An 18,155-nucleotide genomic window follows, 5' to 3' on the forward strand; every position below is an offset into this window, starting at 1 on the left:
CCTAAAGGAAAGAAATATAATGAAAAATAAACTTTTTAACCGTTTAAGTGTGGGGATGAGCTTAATGCCATTATTAATTGGCTTAAGTTTTAATCTACAGGCAGATGATAATAAACCCTTTGCAATAGCGATTCATGGCGGTGCAGGGACCATTAATGAAGCCGATTTAAGCGAAGTACAACAGCAAGCCTATCGTGATAAATTACAACAGGCTATTGATGCAGGTCATCAAATTTTGACTCAAGGTGGCGACAGTCTGGATGCTGTTCAAGCAGCAATTAACGTATTAGAGGACAGCCCGTTATTTAACGCTGGTGTTGGAGCGGTATATACCTTTGATGGCAAACATGAGTTAGACGCGTCTGTAATGGATGGGCGAAATATGGCAGCGGGCGCAGTTGCTGGCGTTAGCCACATTAAAAACCCAATTAACTTAGCGCGGGCAGTGATGGAAAAATCTCCCCATGTGATGTTATATGGCCAAGGTGCAGAAGAGTTTGCCATATCACAGGGAATGGACTTTGTGCCAAATCAACATTTTGATACCCCGCATAGATATAATCAATTACTTGATGCAAAGAAGAAAATAATGGAATCAGAATTGCTGGACAATGATTATCAAGCGTCGGTTAATAAATTAGACGACAACTATAAGTTTGGTACCGTTGGTGCAGTTGCCTTAGATAAACAGGGTAATTTAGCCGCAGGAACATCAACGGGTGGTATGACGGCAAAAAGGTTTGGTCGCATAGGTGATGCCCCAGTCATTGGCGCGGGTAATTATGCTGAAAATGGCACTTGTGCTATTTCTGCGACAGGACATGGTGAATTTTTTATTCGTTATAATGTGGCTGCCGATATTTGTGCGCGGGTTAAATATCAGCAAAAATCAATTATACAAGCAGCGGATGAAGTGATTAACCAAAGACTAGTAGAAGCCGGCGGGACTGGTGGTGTGATAGCCATTGATGCTAAAGGTAATATCGCAACACCGTTTAACACCTCGGGTATGTACCGTGCAACTAAAGTGGGTAATGAGCCTGCTAATATTATGATTTGGAGAGATAAATAAGCATAGGTTCTGAGAGGTTTTCATGTGTGAATGAGTTTTTACTTTGAAAACCAATCAATCGATTATGTCGATTAAAATGATTAGATTTATTTTAATGCTCTTTAATAATTTTTGACTAAACTTAAGTATGAAGTTGAGCCTTGTGTGCCAAGTTTATCTATTGTCAGCTTAGGTTGGGATCTAACAGGCAGTCAAACATCATTATGGGGATATTAAATGGATTCAATTAAAATTATCGATTATATGGACAAGCGTCCTGTGTTGCTTAAAGCAGATATGTCAATTGCGGTTGCTGTTGAAAAGTTAATTACCAGTAACAAACCCGGCGCACCAGTAGTGGGTGAATCTGGCGAGTTAGTGGGTTTTTTATCTCAACAAGACTGCCTTGCCGTCATGTTAAAAAGCAGTTATCACTGCGATTTAACTAGTATGGTAACAGATTGCATGAAAACCGATGTACTGAGTGTCGGCCCACAGGACAGTATGTTGCATTTAGCTGAACAAATGACAGGCGCTAAACCCAAAATTTATCCTGTGGTAGAAGATGGCAAAGTGATAGGTGCGATAACTCGTCAAGATGTACTAAAAGCGATGAACATCTACATGCAACAATGTTATTTAGCGCCAGCCTAGGGTTAAATTACTTTTAAAGTCATATATGCTTAAAAAGGCACCAAACTAACGCGCGAAAACATACCAATGTGTCAGCTTCCTTGCTAGGATCGATATTTTCGATTTCGATGCTAGCTAAGGAAACAAATTTGAACGCGGATCTTAAGCCACTCTCCAAAGCATTTTTACAGCGTTGTGTGCAAACTGACGCGGCCTACATTCGTCGTCGTTTGTTTCGGCTCAATAAACAAACATCGTCAGATCCTACAAATGCTGCTGCCAGAGAAAAAGCGATTGCAGAATTAGAAGCTAGAGCTATTGCATCGGTTGAAAAAGTACAGCTGCGTCTGCAAAATCGGCCTAAAATAAACTATCCTGACGACTTACCCATTTCGCAAAAACGTGACGAAATTGCCAGTGCAATAGCGACTAATCAAGTGGTGATTGTTGCAGGTGAAACTGGCTCGGGTAAAACCACCCAGTTGCCTAAAATTTGCCTTGATCTTGGTTTAGGTTGTCGTGGCATTATTGGCCACACCCAACCACGTCGTTTGGCTGCCCGCAGCGTTGCCAGCCGTATAGCGGATGAATTGAATAGTCCACTTGGTGATGTTGTTGGTTTTAAGGTGCGTTTTGCTGATGCCATCAGCGAGAACAGTTATGTGAAGTTAATGACCGACGGTATTTTATTGGCAGAATTAACCTCAGATAAATACCTAAATCAATATGACGCGATTATTATTGATGAAGCGCATGAGCGCAGTTTGAATATCGATTTTATTTTAGGTTACTTGAAGCAAGTCCTTAAAAAACGTCCTGAACTAAAAGTCATTATTACTTCAGCGACCATTGATGTTGAACGTTTTTCTCAGCATTTTGATAATGCTCCCGTTATCCAAGTATCAGGCCGTACTTATCCTGTTGACACCCGTTATCGTCCATTAGTGCAAGACAATGATCCCGATAGGGATGTGACTGATGGCATTTTTGCCGCAGTAGATGAGCTGATTGCTGAAGGCCCAGGCGATATTCTGATATTTATGAATGGTGAGCGGGAAATTCGCGACACCACAGATATGCTGCGTAAACAAAATTATCGTGATACCGAAATTTTGCCGTTATACGCGCGTCTTTCTTATGGTGAGCAGTCTAAAATATTTAAAAGCCACATAGGCCGCCGCATTGTATTAGCGACTAACGTGGCAGAAACCTCATTAACTGTGCCCGGTATTCGTTATGTTATCGACCCCGGTACGGCGCGAATGAGTCGTTATAGTTATCGCACCAAAGTGCAGCGCTTACCGATTGAGCCTATTTCTCAAGCCAGTGCCAATCAACGTCAAGGACGTTGTGGTCGTGTTGGCCCTGGTATTTGTATTCGTCTGTATGACGAAACTGATTTTATTCAACGTCCTGAATTTACCGATCCAGAAATTCTGCGCACTAATTTAGCCTCGGTTATTTTACAAATGCTGGCCATAGGTTTAGGTGATATAGCTGGGTTCCCGTTTATTCAGCCACCAGAGCAAAAGCATATTCGCGATGGTTTTTTATTGCTAGAAGAGCTGCAAGCGGTTAAAAAGCAAAAAGGCGATTTAGTGTTAACCCCGCTTGGGCGAAACTTAGCTAAAATTCCGCTAGATCCACGATTAGCCCGCATGGTGTTTGAAGCTAATCAACAGGGCTGCTTACATGAGACATTAGTAATAACCGCAGGATTATCGATTCAAGATCCCCGTGAGCGTCCCATTGATAAAAAACAAGCCGCTAACGAGTACCATAATCGCTTTGCCGATAAAGACTCTGATTTTAGTAGCTGGATTAAATTATGGGATCACATCAAGGATCAGAAACGCGAACTATCCGCTAGCCAATTTAGAAAACAGTGCCGTGATGAATACTTAGCCTATTTGCGGGTACGTGAGTGGCAAGACTTATACACTCAACTCAAACAAGCGGTTCATGAATTAAAATGGCGCTTAAATGATACTCCGGCTAGCTATGATAATTTGCATAAAGCTTTGCTGGCAGGGCTGTTAAGTCATATTGGTTTTAAAGATGTTAATAATGAATATCTAGGTGCCCGCAACCGTAAGTTTTTCGTGTTTCCGGGCTCTCCTCTGGCTAAAAAAGGTCCTAAGTGGATTATGGCGGCTGAATTAACGGAAACATCACGTTTGTTTGCCCGTTGCTGTGCCAAAATACAACCCGAATGGTTAGAGCCACTTGCAGGTCATTTGATAAAAATCAACCATGTAGAGCCGCATTTTGAAGCCAAAGCTGGCAGCGTCGTCGCACTAGAGAATCAAGTGCTTTATGGCTTAACTATCGTCAATCGACGTCGTGTGCAGTATGGTCCTATCGATGCTATTGAAGCCCGTGAGATATTTATTCGCAGCGCGCTAGCAGAAGGGCAGTTGCAAACCAAAGAAGCCTTCTTTATCAATAATCAAAAACTGCTAGATGACATCGAAAGCCTGGAACATAAATCTCGGCGCCGGGATATATTAGTGGATGAAGATGTGCTGGTGGACTTTTATGAGCCACGAATACCTGAAGGTATTTATAATGCGCCGCTATTTTTCAAGTGGTGGAAGCAAGCACGCATTGCACAGCCACAATTATTAGACTTTAACGCTGATTTATTAATGCAGCGAAGTGTTGAGCACATTTCAGCGTTAGATTTTCCTGAGGTTTGGCATAAAGGCAATTTAGCCCTGAAAGTCAGTTATCATTTTGAACCTGCGAATGCCGATGATGGTGTATCAGTTCACATACCTGTGGCGTTATTAAATCAAATAGATGAGCAAGATTTTGATTGGTTAGTGGCAGGGCTTCGTGAAGAAAAAGTGATTGGCTTAATTAGGTCTTTGCCTAAAACATTACGGCGTAATTTTGTGCCCGCACCTGATTATGCTAGGGCATGTGTGCAAGCCATGACGCCCTTTGAGCTGCCTTTAATCGACAGCTTATGCAAGCAATTACTGCGCATGAGCGGTACACGCATTACGGTTGATGATTTTGATTTTAACCAATTAACAGCCCATTTATTAATTAACTTTAAAATTGAAGATGATAAAGGCGAATTAATTGCTCAAGGCCGGCAAATCGAGCCGTTAAAAGAGCAACTACAGGGTGTGGTGTCTAAAGCTATTCGCCAGGTGGCTGATAAAGGCATTGAACAAGACAGTTTAACTAGCTGGTCATTTGGCCATTTGCCGGAGCAATATCAGCAGCGCAAAGGGAATTATGAGGTTAAAGCATTTCCTGCGTTAATTGATAATAAAACTGACGTGTCGATTAAACTTTTTGATGATGAGTTAGAGGCGGCCAAGCAGCATAGATTAGGCATTAGGCGGTTATTGTTGATCAATATTCCTTCACCGGTAAAGCATTTGCAAAAATCGCTGCCTAATAAAGCTAAGCTGGCAATGTACTTTAATCCATTTGGCCAGGTACAATTTCTGATAGACGATATTATTCAGGCATCTGTGCAGCAATTACTGGAAGAAAAAAATCTAGATGTGCGTAACGAACAACAATTTGAACAGGCTAAAGATTGGGTCAGGCAAGAATTAAACAGCACCGCTGAAAAAATTGCCTTAAAAGTCGAAAAAGTACTGACAATTTATCAAAAAATTAAGAAACGCCTAAAGGGTAAAATCAGTTTAGATATTGCCTTTGCAATGAGTGATATTCAAACACAGCTTGATAAATTGGTATACAGGGGTTTTGTGCAAGAATGTGGTTGGGATAAGTTGACCGATGTAGCACGTTACTTATCCGCTATTGAAACTCGATTAGATAAGTTACCTGTTGACCCTAGCAGAGACCGAATACACATGCACAGCATCAGTAAGGTAGAAGGGCTGCTGGCAGCGCAATTAGCGAAAGTCCCGCGACTGCAAGCAGTACCTGAAGCGTTACATGAAGCACGCTGGATGATTGAAGAATACCGGGTGTCGTGTTTTGCTCAAGTACTTGGCACAGCGTATCCAATTTCTGAAAAACGAATTTTAAATCACATCAGCCAGGTTTAAGGCGTGTTTTAATTCAATAGAATCTACACAGATAAAAACCTCAATTTATTGTATAAGTTGAGGTTTTTTTATGGGGATAACTGTAAACGATTGAAACTAATATTTACCGTAGTAAACGTTCTGACATCAAGCTTTGACCATAATGTTCAATAACTTCACCAACAGAATGTTGATCGAGTTGGCGCAAGGTTGAAATTTCATTAATCAGCAGATCTTGGACATCAACAGGAATACTCATATGTTCCATAAACATATGCATACCCAGATTATCACTTTGTCTAAAGAGAGCCACTAACTGGCTTGCTTCATATTCAACAAGTGCATTCATGTTTATTCCCTACAAACAGGTTGGGGTAATTAAAATATAGTTTAAAACAACGCGGTTTGTTATAACCATTAATTGTAACAGTTTCTAAATATCAGGTTTTAGGATATAAAAAGTGATTTTTGAGGTGAAAGTTTTTCATTATTTTGGCTGTTATATGGATTGTGCCACTATAAAAACATTCTATTCTGAAAGTTTTTGGTAAGTTTGTGGGTGTTAGACTAGTAATCATTAGCCCTAGGTTGATATACTCGCCAGCAGAAGAACGTGATTGGTACTCTTCTCTGTTACTAGGTAAATGTTACTGACAAGATAGCCTAAAAATAAACATGCCTAGACCCTAAACGACCTAAGAAATGATTGGAGTTATTATGGAAGTTCATGAATACGAAAACGCTTACTATCAAGTAAAAGACGACGTGTTAGAGTCTCTGCCTTCTGATGAAGAGTAGAGTTTGAACGAGGAATAATGGCCTATAGATTTAGGTTTACACTCCAAGCGACAATGCAAAAAACATTAAAATAGCAGCCTAGGCTGCTATTTTTTTGTTGTATTTTTTGGAGAGTAATCTAAAGGTTAACTGACCTTATCTGGCAAGTTTTTTGTAGGTAGTGATTAGTATGTTGTCGTTCATAATGATTGAACACGGATTAAGCGTACTTCGAACAACAATAATAAACTCAGGTTATTAGCCACTAATACGGCCTTTTTCTGGTAATACTTCTACAATAATCCACTTTTTACCTTTCTTCTTTAAATGCAGTGTTCTGTCGTCTACCCAAGGTCTACCGCCTTTAAGTCCTTCCATTTTGACAATAATAGTCACTTCATCAGTAAACTTACGAAAAAAATCGATATCGATTTCATCAATGCTCATATTGACTTCGGTCATTGATAATCCCATCACATGACGCTGTACTGATGAGGCAATGTGGTAGTGTTCTAATACTTCACGTAACTCAGGTGTTACGTAGGGTAACGCTTTACTTATGTCCCTTTCGTTATAGATAGCTTCTAAAAAACTTAATGTGACACTTTCTGGTGTTTGTGGGGCTTCGCCTTTTTCAATGACTTTTTCACAGCCTAATAAGGCTATCAAGCTAAAAATAAATACAAATCTAAACATAAAAATATGCTGTTCCTATAAAGACACTCATTAAGGGATGACCCCGTTAGAGTATTAAAATGCCGTTAAAGCCTACAGTTTGTGCAAAACCTAGCCAAATGAATGGGTAATAGTATCTATAATTAAATTATCACTGGCAAGGTAAGTCTATAAATTGCTATGGTGAATTGGTGTAAACAATGTATTCGCCTTTAATTGCAGTATTTATAACTGCGAGTAAATTTTTACATCTTAAAGGTTATCCACAGAATCTGTGGACAAGTATGTGAATGGATTAATGATGGCTGATTAAGTCATTGTTTTTTATTAGCTATATTTCGTGGTTAAAAAGTGCCTTTTACGTATTATTGAAAGATATTAAAAAGCACTGCTTATTAGCAGTGCTTTTTTGTTAGCTTGAATAATAGCTTTGAAGCAATAATATTGGTTGTTGGCTAAGATTTAGCCTTTGCTTCATTTTGTGCGGATTGAATAGCCGTCAATGCGATAGTGTAAACAATATCATCGACTAATGCGCCGCGAGATAAGTCATTTACAGGTTTACGCATGCCTTGCAACATTGGTCCAATACTGACTAGATCGGCACTACGCTGAACCGCTTTGTAGGTTGTGTTACCCGTATTCAAATCTGGGAAAATAAATACTGTGGCTTTACCCGCGACTGGACTATTAGGTGCTTTAGACATGGCGACATTAGGCATAACCGCGGCATCATATTGTAATGGACCGTCAATGATGAGGTCGGGACGTTTTTCTTTGGCAATACGAGTTGCTTCACGTACTTTATCCACATCTGATCCCGTACCTGAAGTACCTGTTGAATAACTTATCATAGCGACACGAGGTTCAATACCAAATGCAGCAGCAGATTCTGCAGATTGAATTGCAATGTCTGCCAACTGTTCAGGGTTGGGATCTGGATTAATGGCACAGTCGCCGTATACGAGCACCTGGTCTGGCATCAACATAAAGAATATCGAAGAGACTAAGCTTGAGCCTGGCGCTGTTTTGATCAGCTGCAATGGAGGGCGAATCGTATTCGCTGTGGTATTGATTGCACCAGATACAATGCCGTCAACTTCATTTTCAGCCAACATCATAGTACCGAGTACCATGTTATCTTCTAGCTGCTCTCTGGCTACGACTTCCGTTAAGCCTTTATGGCGACGAAGGTTTAGCATAGGTTCGACGTATTTCTCACGTGCGGTTTCAGGGTCGATAATTTCAACTCCTTCACCTAGCACCACATCTTGAACCGAAGCAATACGAAGAATCTCTTCTCTATTGCCTAACAATACACAACGGGCAATACCACGTTCAGCGCAAATAGCCGCAGCTTTAATGGTGCGTGGCTCTTCGCCTTCAGGTAGCACAATTTTCTTGCGCGCAGCACGAGCTAATTCGGTTAGTTTGTAACGGAAAGCGGGCGGTGATAAGCGATGTTCGCGAGTTGAATCCTGAGTGACACTTTCGATCCAGCTTTGATCGATATGGCTGGCGACATATTCTTGTACTTTCTCAACTCGAACCGCATCGTCTACAGGTACTTCATGATCAAAACGTTGAATGTTGAGTGAGGTTTGCCAGGTGTTACTGTCAATTAAGAATACCGGTAAACCTGTTTCGAATGCCTGTTCGCATAATTTCATAATTTCAGGTTCAGGCTCATAGCCACCGGTCAGCAGTAATGCACCAATTTTGACACCATTCATTGCCGCTAAACAGGCCGAGACGATAACATCAGATCGATCACCAGAGGTGACCAATAATGAGTTAGTCTTAATATGGGTTACCATATTAGGAATTGAACGAGCACAAAAAGTGACACGACGCATGCGTCGAATATGCATTTCACCCGCATTGATTATTCTGGCATTTAAATGTTTTGCTAAATCTGATGCACGAGGCGAAATCAAATCTAAATTAAATGGTACGCTGCCAAGAATGCGCAGTGGGCTTTTTCCTGGTAGCTGAAACATGCCTGCGGTATCACCGACTTTAACGTTGTTATGATCAAATACTTCAGACAAGTCTGGACGAGCACGACCTTCATTATCGGTAGGAGCGCCAATTTTGTTAATAATAGAACCAATTACGCGTTTATTTTTAGCCCCACCCCATGAGTTATAAGCAATTTCTAAGCGGTTCATTAAGCCATTAGGGGTGTCATTACCTGGTGTTGCAATGAAAATAACATCAGCATCAAGTGCTTTGGCTATTTCATAGTTAATATCATCGGCAAATGGGTGGCTGCGGGTAGGCACTAACCCTTCTACTACAATAATTTCAGTATTGGCGGCACACTCTGATGCCCGTGCAATAATTTGCTCCATTAGCACATCTGTTTGTTCAGAGCGGATTAACGCTTCAGCGTGCTCCATACCAAATGGCTCTAACGGATTAACGGTGGGCGATTTGCTTAAAATGGTGGTAGAGCGCTCAGGGCCTTTATCGCCAGAGCGTATTTGTGCAATTGGCTTGAAAAATTGTACTTTTACGCCCTTACGTTCAAGCGCGCGCACCATACCTAAACTGAGTGATGTTAAGCCCACGCCGATACCGATCGGAACGAGCATAATATTTCGAGACATATAAACCTCAATAAAATTTTAATGACTAAAGCCAAACCTCTAAAGCTGAGTTTGCTTAGTTTTTGTTAGGTGTGCTTATTTTAACCGAGTCTATTTAGCTGAGATTAATTTAACCGCATCTTCAGCAATAACCCACTCTTCATTAGTTGGAATAACCATAGCCACAGGGCTATTATCAGCGGTAATAATACCGTCGTGGCCGAAACGAGCAGCTTTGTTTTTAGTATCATCGACTTTGAAGTTAAATATAGCTAATAAATCTAATACCTTTGCACGAATTAAGTCAGAGTTTTCACCAATACCACCAGTGAAAATTATCGCATCTAATCGTCCTAGTGGCACTGTATATGATGCAATATACTTGGCTAAACGATAGCAGAAAATCTCTAGTGCTAATGTCGCGCCTTTGTGGCCATCTTGATAGCCTTCTTCAATGCCACGACAATCATTAGTCAGTTCTGAAATCCCCAGTAGTCCACTTTGCTTATTTAACAGGTTGTTGACTTCAGTTAGGGTGTATCCGAGTTGATTGACTAAATGAAAAATAATCGATGGGTCTAAGTCGCCACAACGTGTGCCCATCACTAGACCTTCAAGTGGGGTTAACCCCATTGAAGTATCAACACTTTTACCGCCTTTAATCGCAGTAACCGATGCGCCATTGCCCAAGTGTGCGACGATAACATTGGTATCGGCAATGTCTTTGTTTAATACTTTTGCCGCTTCACGGCTGACATAAAAATGACTGGTACCGTGCATGCCATAGCGACGAATGCCATGCTCGCGATACAATTTATATGGAAGAGCATAAATATAGGCTTTTTCAGGCATTGACTGGTGAAATGCGGTATCAAATACTGCTACTTGAGGCAGTGTTGGAAATGATGCCATTGCTGCACGAATACCAATTAAGTGAGCCGGGTTATGAAGCGGAGCAAGTGATGCGCAGTTTTCAATACCCTGAATGACATCAGGAGTGATAATCACTGAGCGGGTGAATTTCTCGCCACCATGAACAATACGATGACCAATGGCTTTGATCTGTGCGGCTAATTCTGGATGGCCCGCTAGAATAGTTTTAACAATATATTCAACGGCTTCACGATGTGCGGTAAATGCGCCTAACTTTGCTTCGTTTTTGCCGCCTTGAGCTTTCCATTTAATGCGCGAGTCCTCAAGGCCAAAGCATTCTGCTAAACCTGAAATGTGCTCTTCACCCGATTGGGCGCCAATAACGGCAAATTTTAGCGATGAACTGCCGCAGTTTAAAACTAATACTAAATCATCTGACTCTAGGTTATCTGACATAATTAGACCTTACTAAGCTTAATCAAAAATTTTAAAGAGTGCGCCGCATAATCGATGTTAGGCAGTGCATTGGTATCGTGTGTTAGCCAACATCATTTTGGCTGTTTATTTGGGACAAACTTACTCAATATGCTATTGTTTAAGTATGTTCCACCATGTTAGGTAATTCTCTTTGGTACTCAATGTTGTCACGCTAATTCGCGACGGTAAAAAATACATGTCCACTTGGCCCATGGTGCGCCAGTTAGGCTTTTATTTTCCTGAATATCGTGTCGTTAAAGCGACTCAAACTGCCTTTTGGGCAATGCCAGTTATTGCCTTATTTGTTGCATCTAGCCAAATTTATGTTTTAGGTTGGGGTCATTTCCCCCAAACTTTGGCGATGACCCTGTTTATTATTAGTTTACCTATTCAAGGCTTGCTCTGGCTTGGTTGGCGTTCACGTCATCCATTGCCATTAAGTTTGTTTGATTGGAGCAATCAGCTTAGTCAAAAACTCAACCAAATGGGCGTTAATTGCCAACCACTAGGTGCCAAAGCGTGTTACTTAGATTTTGCTAGCTTACTTAATATTGCCTTTAACCGATTGGATAAGCATTATTGGGATGAGCTATAAGTTACATGTGCTAACATTACCTAACTGTAAGCATCGGATTAAAAAATAGCTTCAATACCACGGTCAGTGAATACTTGTTTAATGGATAACATGGTTTGTTCACTTGGCGGTGATAAATTAGCAAGAGGCGATGCTTCGCCATAGGCTTGCCATTTATGCTCACCTAGCTGGTGAAACGGCAATAATTCTACTTTTTCCACATTGGTCATGGGCTTGATAAATTCAGCAAGCTTAATTGCCGATTCAATATCATCGGTAAAACCATTGACCACCACATAGCGTATCCAGGTTTTTTGCCCTCGAGTTGCCAGGTACTGAGCAAATTGCAATGTGCGTTGATTGCTGACTTTTGTGAGCAAAATATGAGTTGGGTCGTCCATTTGTTTAATATCGAGTAACACTAAATCAGTACTATCAAGTAACTCATCGATAACAGGATCGTATTTTCGGACAAAGCCATTGGTATCAAGACAAGTATGAATAGCTTGGTCTTTACAGGCTTTGAAAAGCTCAGCGACAAATTCGGCCTGTAAAATGGCTTCACCACCACTTGCAGTAACTCCGCCGCCACTGGCTTCTAAAAAGGGGCGATAGGTGATAATTTGCGACATCAACTCACCAACAGTGACTTCTTTACCGGCCTCTAAGTCCCAGGTATCACGGTTATGGCAGTATTGGCAGCGCATTAAGCAGCCTTGCATAAAAGCAATGTAGCGAATACCAGGACCATCAACGGTACCAAATGATTCGATGGAGTGGATGCGTCCCTTTGCCATATAACACCCTTTATAAATGAGAGTAATAAACCAATATTCAATAAAAAAGCTGCATCGAATATTCGATACAGCTAATTTTAGCAGAGTTTATAAACCTTTAGTGAAGGTTCTGGTGATAACGTCTTGCTGCTGCTCTGTGGTAAGAGCATTAAAACGCACAGCGTAGCCAGACACTCGAATGGTGAGTTGTGGATACTTGTCTGGATTAATAATCGCATCTTCAAGCATTTCACGGTTCATCACGTTAACGTTCAAATGTTGACCACCTTGTTGATGATCATTGTGCATGAAGTAACCATCCATCAATGCAGCAAGGTTATTGCGACGCGTACTATCTTCTTTACCTAGCGCATTGGGCACAATAGAGAAGGTATAAGAAATACCGTCTTGTGCGTGCTCAAAGGGTAGCTTGCCCACAGAGGTTAATGATGCAATAGCGCCATTTTCATCACGACCATGCATTGGGTTGGCACCTGGCGCAAAAGGCGCACCAGAGCGGCGGCCATCTGGCGTGTTACCGGTTTTCTTACCATAAACCACGTTAGAGGTAATGGTTAAGATTGATTGAGTAGGTATCGCATTGCGATACATTTTTTTATCGCGAATTTTCGCCATAAAACGCTCAACTAAGTCACAGGCGATATCATCTACACGTGAGTCATTATTACCAAACTTCGGATAATCACCTTCAATATCAAAATCAACGGCAATACCACTCTCATCACGAATAGGTTTTACTTTGGCATATTTAATCGCTGAAAGTGAGTCAGCTGCAATCGATAAACCGGCAATACCACAGGCCATAGTACGACGAACATCACGGTCGTGTAATGCCATTAACGCAGCTTCATAAGAATACTTATCGTGCATAAAGTGAATACTATTAAGTGCTGTGACATATTGGGTCGCTAACCAATCCATTTGCGAATCTAAACGCGTCATCACATCATCAAAATCTAGCACTGTGTCAGTAATTGCTGCGGTTTTTGGGGCAATTTGTTTTTTAAGCTTTTCGTCAACGCCACCATTAATAGCGTAAAGCATGGTTTTGGCTAAGTTAGCGCGAGCACCGAAAAACTGCATATGTTTGCCGACAATCATAGGGCTAACACAACAGGCAATCGCATAATCGTCCGATTGGAAGTCTGGGCGCATTAGGTCGTCATTTTCATACTGAATTGAGCTGGTATCGATAGTGACTTTTGCGCAATAACTTTTAAAGCCCTGTGGCAATTTTGTTGACCACAATACGGTGATATTTGGCTCAGGGCTTGGGCCCATATTGTATAGGGTATGTAAGAAACGGAAACTTGATTTAGTCACTAAAGTACGACCGTCTACACCCATACCTGCAATAGATTCTGTTGCCCAAATAGGGTCGCCAGAGAATAGTTCATCGTATTCAGGGGTGCGTAAAAAACGAACCATACGCAGTTTCATCACAAAATGGTCAACCATTTCCTGAGCCTGTTGTTCAGTAATGATGCCATTTTTAATATCACGTTCAATAAAGATATCTAGAAATGATGAGGTACGCCCTAAAGACATTGCCGCGCCATTTTGGCTTTTAACTGCCGCTAAATAACCAAAATAGGTCCACTGAATAGCTTCTTTCGCTGACGTGGCGGGTACTGAAATATCACAGCCATATTTAGCGGCCATCACTTTCATTTGCGTTAATGCACGGTATTGTTCAGATATTTCTTCGCGAAGCTGGATAACGTTATTGAGATCGTCACCCGCTTCCATTTGAGCCTGTAAAGAGGTGAACTGGGCAAGCTTGTCTTGCATTAAATAGTCGATACCGTATAAGGCAATACGACGGTAATCACCAATAATTCGACCACGGCCATAAGCATCAGGTAAGCCAGTTAATATCCCCGATTTACGACAAGCCATAATTTCAGGGGTGTAAACATCAAATACACCCTGATTGTGGGTTTTACGTAGCTCAGAATAAATGTAGTTAATATCACTGTCTAATTCGCGGTCGTAAGCTTTACACGAGCCTTCAACCATACGAATGCCACCATTAGGTAACATGGCACGTTTAAGTGGGGCATCTGTCTGTAAGCCAACTATGGTTTCAAGTTCTTGATTGATATAACCGGCATCGTGAGAGGTGATAGTCGACACCATTTTGGTGTCAAAATCTATCGGGGCATGGGTGGTGTTTTCTTGCTTGATGCCTTCCATCACTTTATCCCATAAAGATAAAGTTGCGTCAGTGGCATCGGCTAGAAAGGATTCGTCACCTTCATAAGGAGTATAATTATGCTGAATAAAATCTCGAACGTTGACCTGTGTTTTCCAGTCACCTGCGACAAAGTTATTCCACGCATTTGCAAAAACAGTTGTGTTATCAGTCATGTCATTTTTACCTTTAAACTTAATGAATCGGTATGTCAGTCTGTTTGGCATTACTGCGGCTTTAACATCAGTCACACTATCTTAGCTAACAGGCTGTAAAATTCTTTTCAGGTTATTTGGGCTATTTACTACAAGATAACCTGATTTATCTTGTCTTCTCTGTAACGTCAAATCCATGAAACGATATTGAACTGGATTATTATTTATCTACATAGACGTTAAAAGGATATTTGTAAGCTTAGTTTTACATGGTTTCTTGGTAAGACCAATTTACCAATATATAATACCACAGCATATTTACATTGGCATTAATTGACCTGGAATTCATAAGGTATTTGATCAAAACTGTTAGCTAGCTAACAGTTTTGGCACTATAATTCGCGACATTAGGCGGAATTAATTAATATCTCGCTATTGAATGTGCAATCATTCCTGTCATAAAGTTCATTTTAGCAGTTTTGTTGCGCACTAATTGTTATCAAAAAGCAACCTGTAATTGGTCTTACCAAAGCACCTTAATGGTTTTTGGTTTTAAATTGTAGGTGAAAAAGAATAAGCGAATGTGGCTTATAGATGGTAGTCCGTGTGCTCTAGCGAGTAATGTTTGCATCGAGAGTGATTAATGAAATCTGAAAATACCCAAACCACTTTAGTGGGCAATCAACATGCCATCATTAAAGCCGAAACATCCTTGTCTATTGCTGATGATTATGGAATGAAAAAAGTCCAAAAATCTTCTTGGCAATCATTCACTCTGGCGATATTTTCAGGGATGTTTATTGCAATCGCTTTTGTGTTCTATATCTCGGTTACGACTGGTAGTGAAGCCGGTTGGGGCATAACGCGCTTTATTGGTGGTATCGCGTTTAGTTTAGGCTTAATGCTGGTTATTGCCGCAGGTGGTGAGTTATTTACCAGTACGGTATTAACCAGTGTTACCTGGATTAATAAACGGATCACTATGAAGCAACAATTACATTGCTGGGCACGGGTTTATTTAGGCAACATGGTTGGCGCATTATTGATGGTGTTGCTTATTATGTTAGGCCGCTTATTTGAGTTAGCGGATAACCAGTGGGGCTTATCGGCACTCAATATTGCCCAGCACAAATTACATCATACTTGGCTGCAAGCATTTGTATTAGGTATTTTGTGTAATGTGTTGGTGTGTTTAGGCATTTGGATGACATTTGCCACTAAAGACTTATTAACGAAATGTTTTCTAGTGATATTGCCTGTTGCCATGTTTGTTGCCACAGGTTTTGAACACTGTATTGCTAACTTATTTATGTTGCCTTTTGGTATCGCAGTACAAAATTTTGCCCCAGACAGTTTTTTTATGGCGTTAGAAATTAGCCGAGATCAATTTAGCGACGTTAACTTAAGCAACGCTATTTTTAATAACTTAATTCCGGTGACATTAGGCAATATTGTTGGCGGGGCGGTCGCGATAGGTTTAGGTTACTGGTTAGTTGAAAACGGCAGTTTTTCAACTATTACCTCAACAAATAGCATAATTAAACCTGCGGTAAAAACAGAAGTAGATTAGTTATTTAGTTATCACACCAATACTTAACGTGTAAAACAGTGGGCTAGCGAATACCATTGAGGTTCCGCTAGCCCTCTTCTTTAGTTATGTGACTATCTGTTTTTTTAGCTACATTTTTATCTTCAATTTTCTTTGCAAAATAGAACCAAGCAATTTTTATACTCATTCCATTTTTTTCCTGAATCCTGCTTAAACATCGCTATCATCTTTGGGAATATTGATGACTGAGAGCTTGTTCAAAGATCAAAACCCTGAGTTTGGTAGCTTTAGAAATTCTATTTCATCTTTTGTTGATTGACGCCCTAGAATTGCGTTGCGATGCGGATAACGACCAAATCTATCAATAATCTCTTTATGTTTATATTCAAAATCTAGGTTACTTTGAATACCCACAGAGCTGAATAGCCTGACCGCTTCTGTGTGTATTAACTTCGACTCACTGTGCATAAAGGGTATATAAAGAAAAATACGCTGAATTTGCGATAACTCGCTATCCAAACCTTTTGATATGGTAAATTGAGCAAGTGCTAATGCCATTGAATCGCATGCAAATGACTCTGGTTTGTCACGATAAATATTTCGTGAAAATTGATCTATTACGATAACCTCAGCAAGACTACCTAAAGCTGTTTCACGCCAATGAAACAACTCACCGGCTTTAGCTTGATTGTGGACCGCGCCAAAACGAGTTTGAATCATTAAGTCGAAGGCAACATCTTTTTGCCACCATTGCTTAGGCTCAAGCTCTGTAAACCAAAAGTCTATAATTTTTTGATACATTTTAGTACTCCTTGTTTAATGTTTTATTGTAGCCGTGTTGCGGCATAGTGGATTAGGGGACTTTATGTTTAAGCGAACGATGATTTGATGGCGACAAATGAATTCGATGCATTCTTTTAAATAGCTTATTTGACTACAGAAGTCATCAAAAAAGTTATGCTTCGTTTGGATTGCATCGTTCTCATTGCCTGCAATTTTGCACGAAACTAAGCTAGGCGACTTAGACTCAGAGCTAGTCAAAGATTATTCAGTGAAACGATTAAACCAGCTTTGTATAATGAAGATTGCTCAACCATTTGGATATGTTGTGTGAGATTTTTTTTACGTCCCTATTTGCCACAGGAGCTTGAGCCAAACTAATATTTACGCTAGTTTTCAAAATTTCTCCTTAAAACACAACGTCTTTAACAGTGAATGATTTTTCCGGCTGCTTGCAATAGTGTTCGCCCTTTATGGGGATAGACTCATGAGGTGAAAGCCTCTGTATTCTGCCATTTAATCTGCTGGATATTTTCACTTAGCCTGAACTCGGGCTACTCACTCAGAATTTTATTTACATCCTCAGGGATAGGCATTGATTTCAATGGATTGACATTAGTTCCGCCTGTGTTTCCTGTCGGAACCCAAATTTTTGAAAACAATACCGACGCTATTATTCTGCTTATCTGACCAAATACTTCTCTGAAATTGTGTTTCTTGAAACCAATTTTAAGCATCCACCAATGGGATTTTGTATGAGGTAGAATATAACTTTGACCTAGAATATGCGCTCGTTCTAAGTGATAGAATGCTACATCAAATTTATTTAATGTATAAAAACGAATAGCTTGATCCATTTCTAAACCATAAGCATCTTTAAGTTTTTTTCGCACAGATCTACTCACTTAATTCTTATTAAAATTAGTGTTACTAATTTAGCAATTAAAATGAATGTATGTCAGTTAAATTAAGCTAATAAAAAACCCGACATTAGCCGGGTTTTTGATGAT

Annotated in this window: 13 protein-coding genes; 5 read left to right on the plus strand and 8 right to left on the minus strand. The window is 40.4% G+C overall.

The window, feature by feature from the left end; genetic code table 11:
* Nucleotides 1–55: 55 nt before the first annotated feature.
* From FJ709_RS07195 to hrpA, 3 genes are all read left to right on the plus strand, one after another.
* Nucleotides 56–1,072 carry an isoaspartyl peptidase/L-asparaginase family protein gene (locus FJ709_RS07195; protein WP_404830049.1) on the plus strand — a complete coding sequence of 339 codons (1,017 nt, stop codon included), beginning with the start codon at nt 56–58 and terminating at the stop codon, nt 1,070–1,072.
* A 216-nt stretch (nt 1,073–1,288) separates the two neighbouring features.
* The gene (locus FJ709_RS07200; protein ID WP_226414895.1) at nt 1,289–1,705 is read left to right on the plus strand and encodes a CBS domain-containing protein; all 417 of its coding nucleotides are present in this window, start codon (nt 1,289–1,291) and stop codon (nt 1,703–1,705) included.
* A 128-nt stretch (nt 1,706–1,833) separates the two neighbouring features.
* Nucleotides 1,834–5,724 (plus strand): ATP-dependent RNA helicase HrpA, encoded by a 3,891-nt coding sequence (hrpA, locus tag FJ709_RS07205; protein WP_226414897.1) that lies wholly within the window; start codon nt 1,834–1,836, stop codon nt 5,722–5,724.
* Nucleotides 5,725–5,827: 103 nt separating this feature from the next.
* Here the strand turns inward: hrpA and FJ709_RS07210 are convergent, their stop codons facing one another.
* From FJ709_RS07210 to ackA, 4 genes are all read right to left on the minus strand, one after another.
* The gene (locus FJ709_RS07210) at nt 5,828–6,052 is read right to left on the minus strand and encodes a hypothetical protein (RefSeq protein WP_226414899.1); all 225 of its coding nucleotides are present in this window, start codon (nt 6,050–6,052) and stop codon (nt 5,828–5,830) included.
* Nucleotides 6,053–6,738: 686 nt separating this feature from the next.
* On the minus strand, nt 6,739–7,176 hold the full coding sequence (locus FJ709_RS07215; RefSeq protein ID WP_226414901.1) for a nuclear transport factor 2 family protein: 438 nt from the start codon (nt 7,174–7,176) through the stop codon (nt 6,739–6,741).
* Nucleotides 7,177–7,610: 434 nt separating this feature from the next.
* Nucleotides 7,611–9,767: a phosphate acetyltransferase gene (gene pta, locus FJ709_RS07220; RefSeq protein ID WP_226414903.1), complete on the minus strand. Its 2,157-nt coding sequence runs from the start codon at nt 9,765–9,767 to the stop codon at nt 7,611–7,613.
* Between the two features lie 90 nt (nt 9,768–9,857).
* Nucleotides 9,858–11,075, minus strand: a complete 1,218-nt coding sequence (ackA, locus tag FJ709_RS07225; RefSeq protein ID WP_226414905.1) for an acetate kinase — start codon at nt 11,073–11,075, stop codon at nt 9,858–9,860.
* A gap of 172 nt (nt 11,076–11,247) precedes the next feature.
* Here ackA and yfbV point away from each other — a divergent pair, with 172 nt between their 5' ends.
* Nucleotides 11,248–11,691, plus strand: a complete 444-nt coding sequence (gene yfbV, locus FJ709_RS07230; RefSeq protein ID WP_226414907.1) for a terminus macrodomain insulation protein YfbV — start codon at nt 11,248–11,250, stop codon at nt 11,689–11,691.
* A gap of 38 nt (nt 11,692–11,729) precedes the next feature.
* On the opposite strand, the gene pflA is transcribed toward yfbV, so the two are convergent.
* Both pflA and pflB read right to left on the minus strand, forming a co-directional pair.
* The gene (gene pflA, locus FJ709_RS07235) at nt 11,730–12,467 is read right to left on the minus strand and encodes a pyruvate formate lyase 1-activating protein (protein WP_226414909.1); all 738 of its coding nucleotides are present in this window, start codon (nt 12,465–12,467) and stop codon (nt 11,730–11,732) included.
* A gap of 87 nt (nt 12,468–12,554) precedes the next feature.
* Nucleotides 12,555–14,837, minus strand: a complete 2,283-nt coding sequence (pflB, locus tag FJ709_RS07240; RefSeq protein ID WP_226414911.1) for a formate C-acetyltransferase — start codon at nt 14,835–14,837, stop codon at nt 12,555–12,557.
* A gap of 622 nt (nt 14,838–15,459) precedes the next feature.
* On the opposite strand from pflB, the gene focA reads away from it, so the two are divergent.
* Nucleotides 15,460–16,386 carry a formate transporter FocA gene (focA, locus tag FJ709_RS07245; protein WP_226414913.1) on the plus strand — a complete coding sequence of 309 codons (927 nt, stop codon included), beginning with the start codon at nt 15,460–15,462 and terminating at the stop codon, nt 16,384–16,386.
* A gap of 243 nt (nt 16,387–16,629) precedes the next feature.
* Here the strand turns inward: focA and FJ709_RS07250 are convergent, their stop codons facing one another.
* Complete coding sequence (locus tag FJ709_RS07250; RefSeq protein ID WP_226414915.1) at nt 16,630–17,166, minus strand: DUF924 family protein; 537 nt, start codon at nt 17,164–17,166, stop codon at nt 16,630–16,632.
* A gap of 533 nt (nt 17,167–17,699) precedes the next feature.
* On the minus strand, nt 17,700–18,038 hold the full coding sequence (locus FJ709_RS07255) for a DUF3703 domain-containing protein (RefSeq protein WP_226414917.1): 339 nt from the start codon (nt 18,036–18,038) through the stop codon (nt 17,700–17,702).
* Nucleotides 18,039–18,155: the final 117 nt, after the last annotated feature.

Source organism: Shewanella glacialimarina (genome assembly GCF_020511155.1).
Lineage (GTDB): Bacteria > Pseudomonadota > Gammaproteobacteria > Enterobacterales > Shewanellaceae > Shewanella > Shewanella glacialimarina.

What these genes read in the sequence shown, in the direction of transcription:
- FJ709_RS07195 (WP_404830049.1), top strand. Translation starts at nt 56, where the DNA reads ATGAGCTTAATGCCATTATTAATTGGCTTAAGTTTTAATCTACAGGCA.
- FJ709_RS07200 (WP_226414895.1), top strand. Translation starts at nt 1,289, where the DNA reads ATGGATTCAATTAAAATTATCGATTATATGGACAAGCGTCCTGTGTTG.
- FJ709_RS07210 (WP_226414899.1), bottom strand. Translation starts at nt 6,052, where the DNA reads ATGAATGCACTTGTTGAATATGAAGCAAGCCAGTTAGTGGCTCTCTTT.
- FJ709_RS07215 (WP_226414901.1), bottom strand. Translation starts at nt 7,176, where the DNA reads ATGTTTAGATTTGTATTTATTTTTAGCTTGATAGCCTTATTAGGCTGT.
- pta (WP_226414903.1), bottom strand. Translation starts at nt 9,767, where the DNA reads ATGTCTCGAAATATTATGCTCGTTCCGATCGGTATCGGCGTGGGCTTA.
- ackA (WP_226414905.1), bottom strand. Translation starts at nt 11,075, where the DNA reads ATGTCAGATAACCTAGAGTCAGATGATTTAGTATTAGTTTTAAACTGC.
- pflA (WP_226414909.1), bottom strand. Translation starts at nt 12,467, where the DNA reads ATGGCAAAGGGACGCATCCACTCCATCGAATCATTTGGTACCGTTGAT.
- pflB (WP_226414911.1), bottom strand. Translation starts at nt 14,837, where the DNA reads ATGACTGATAACACAACTGTTTTTGCAAATGCGTGGAATAACTTTGTC.
- focA (WP_226414913.1), top strand. Translation starts at nt 15,460, where the DNA reads ATGAAATCTGAAAATACCCAAACCACTTTAGTGGGCAATCAACATGCC.
- FJ709_RS07250 (WP_226414915.1), bottom strand. Translation starts at nt 17,166, where the DNA reads ATGTATCAAAAAATTATAGACTTTTGGTTTACAGAGCTTGAGCCTAAG.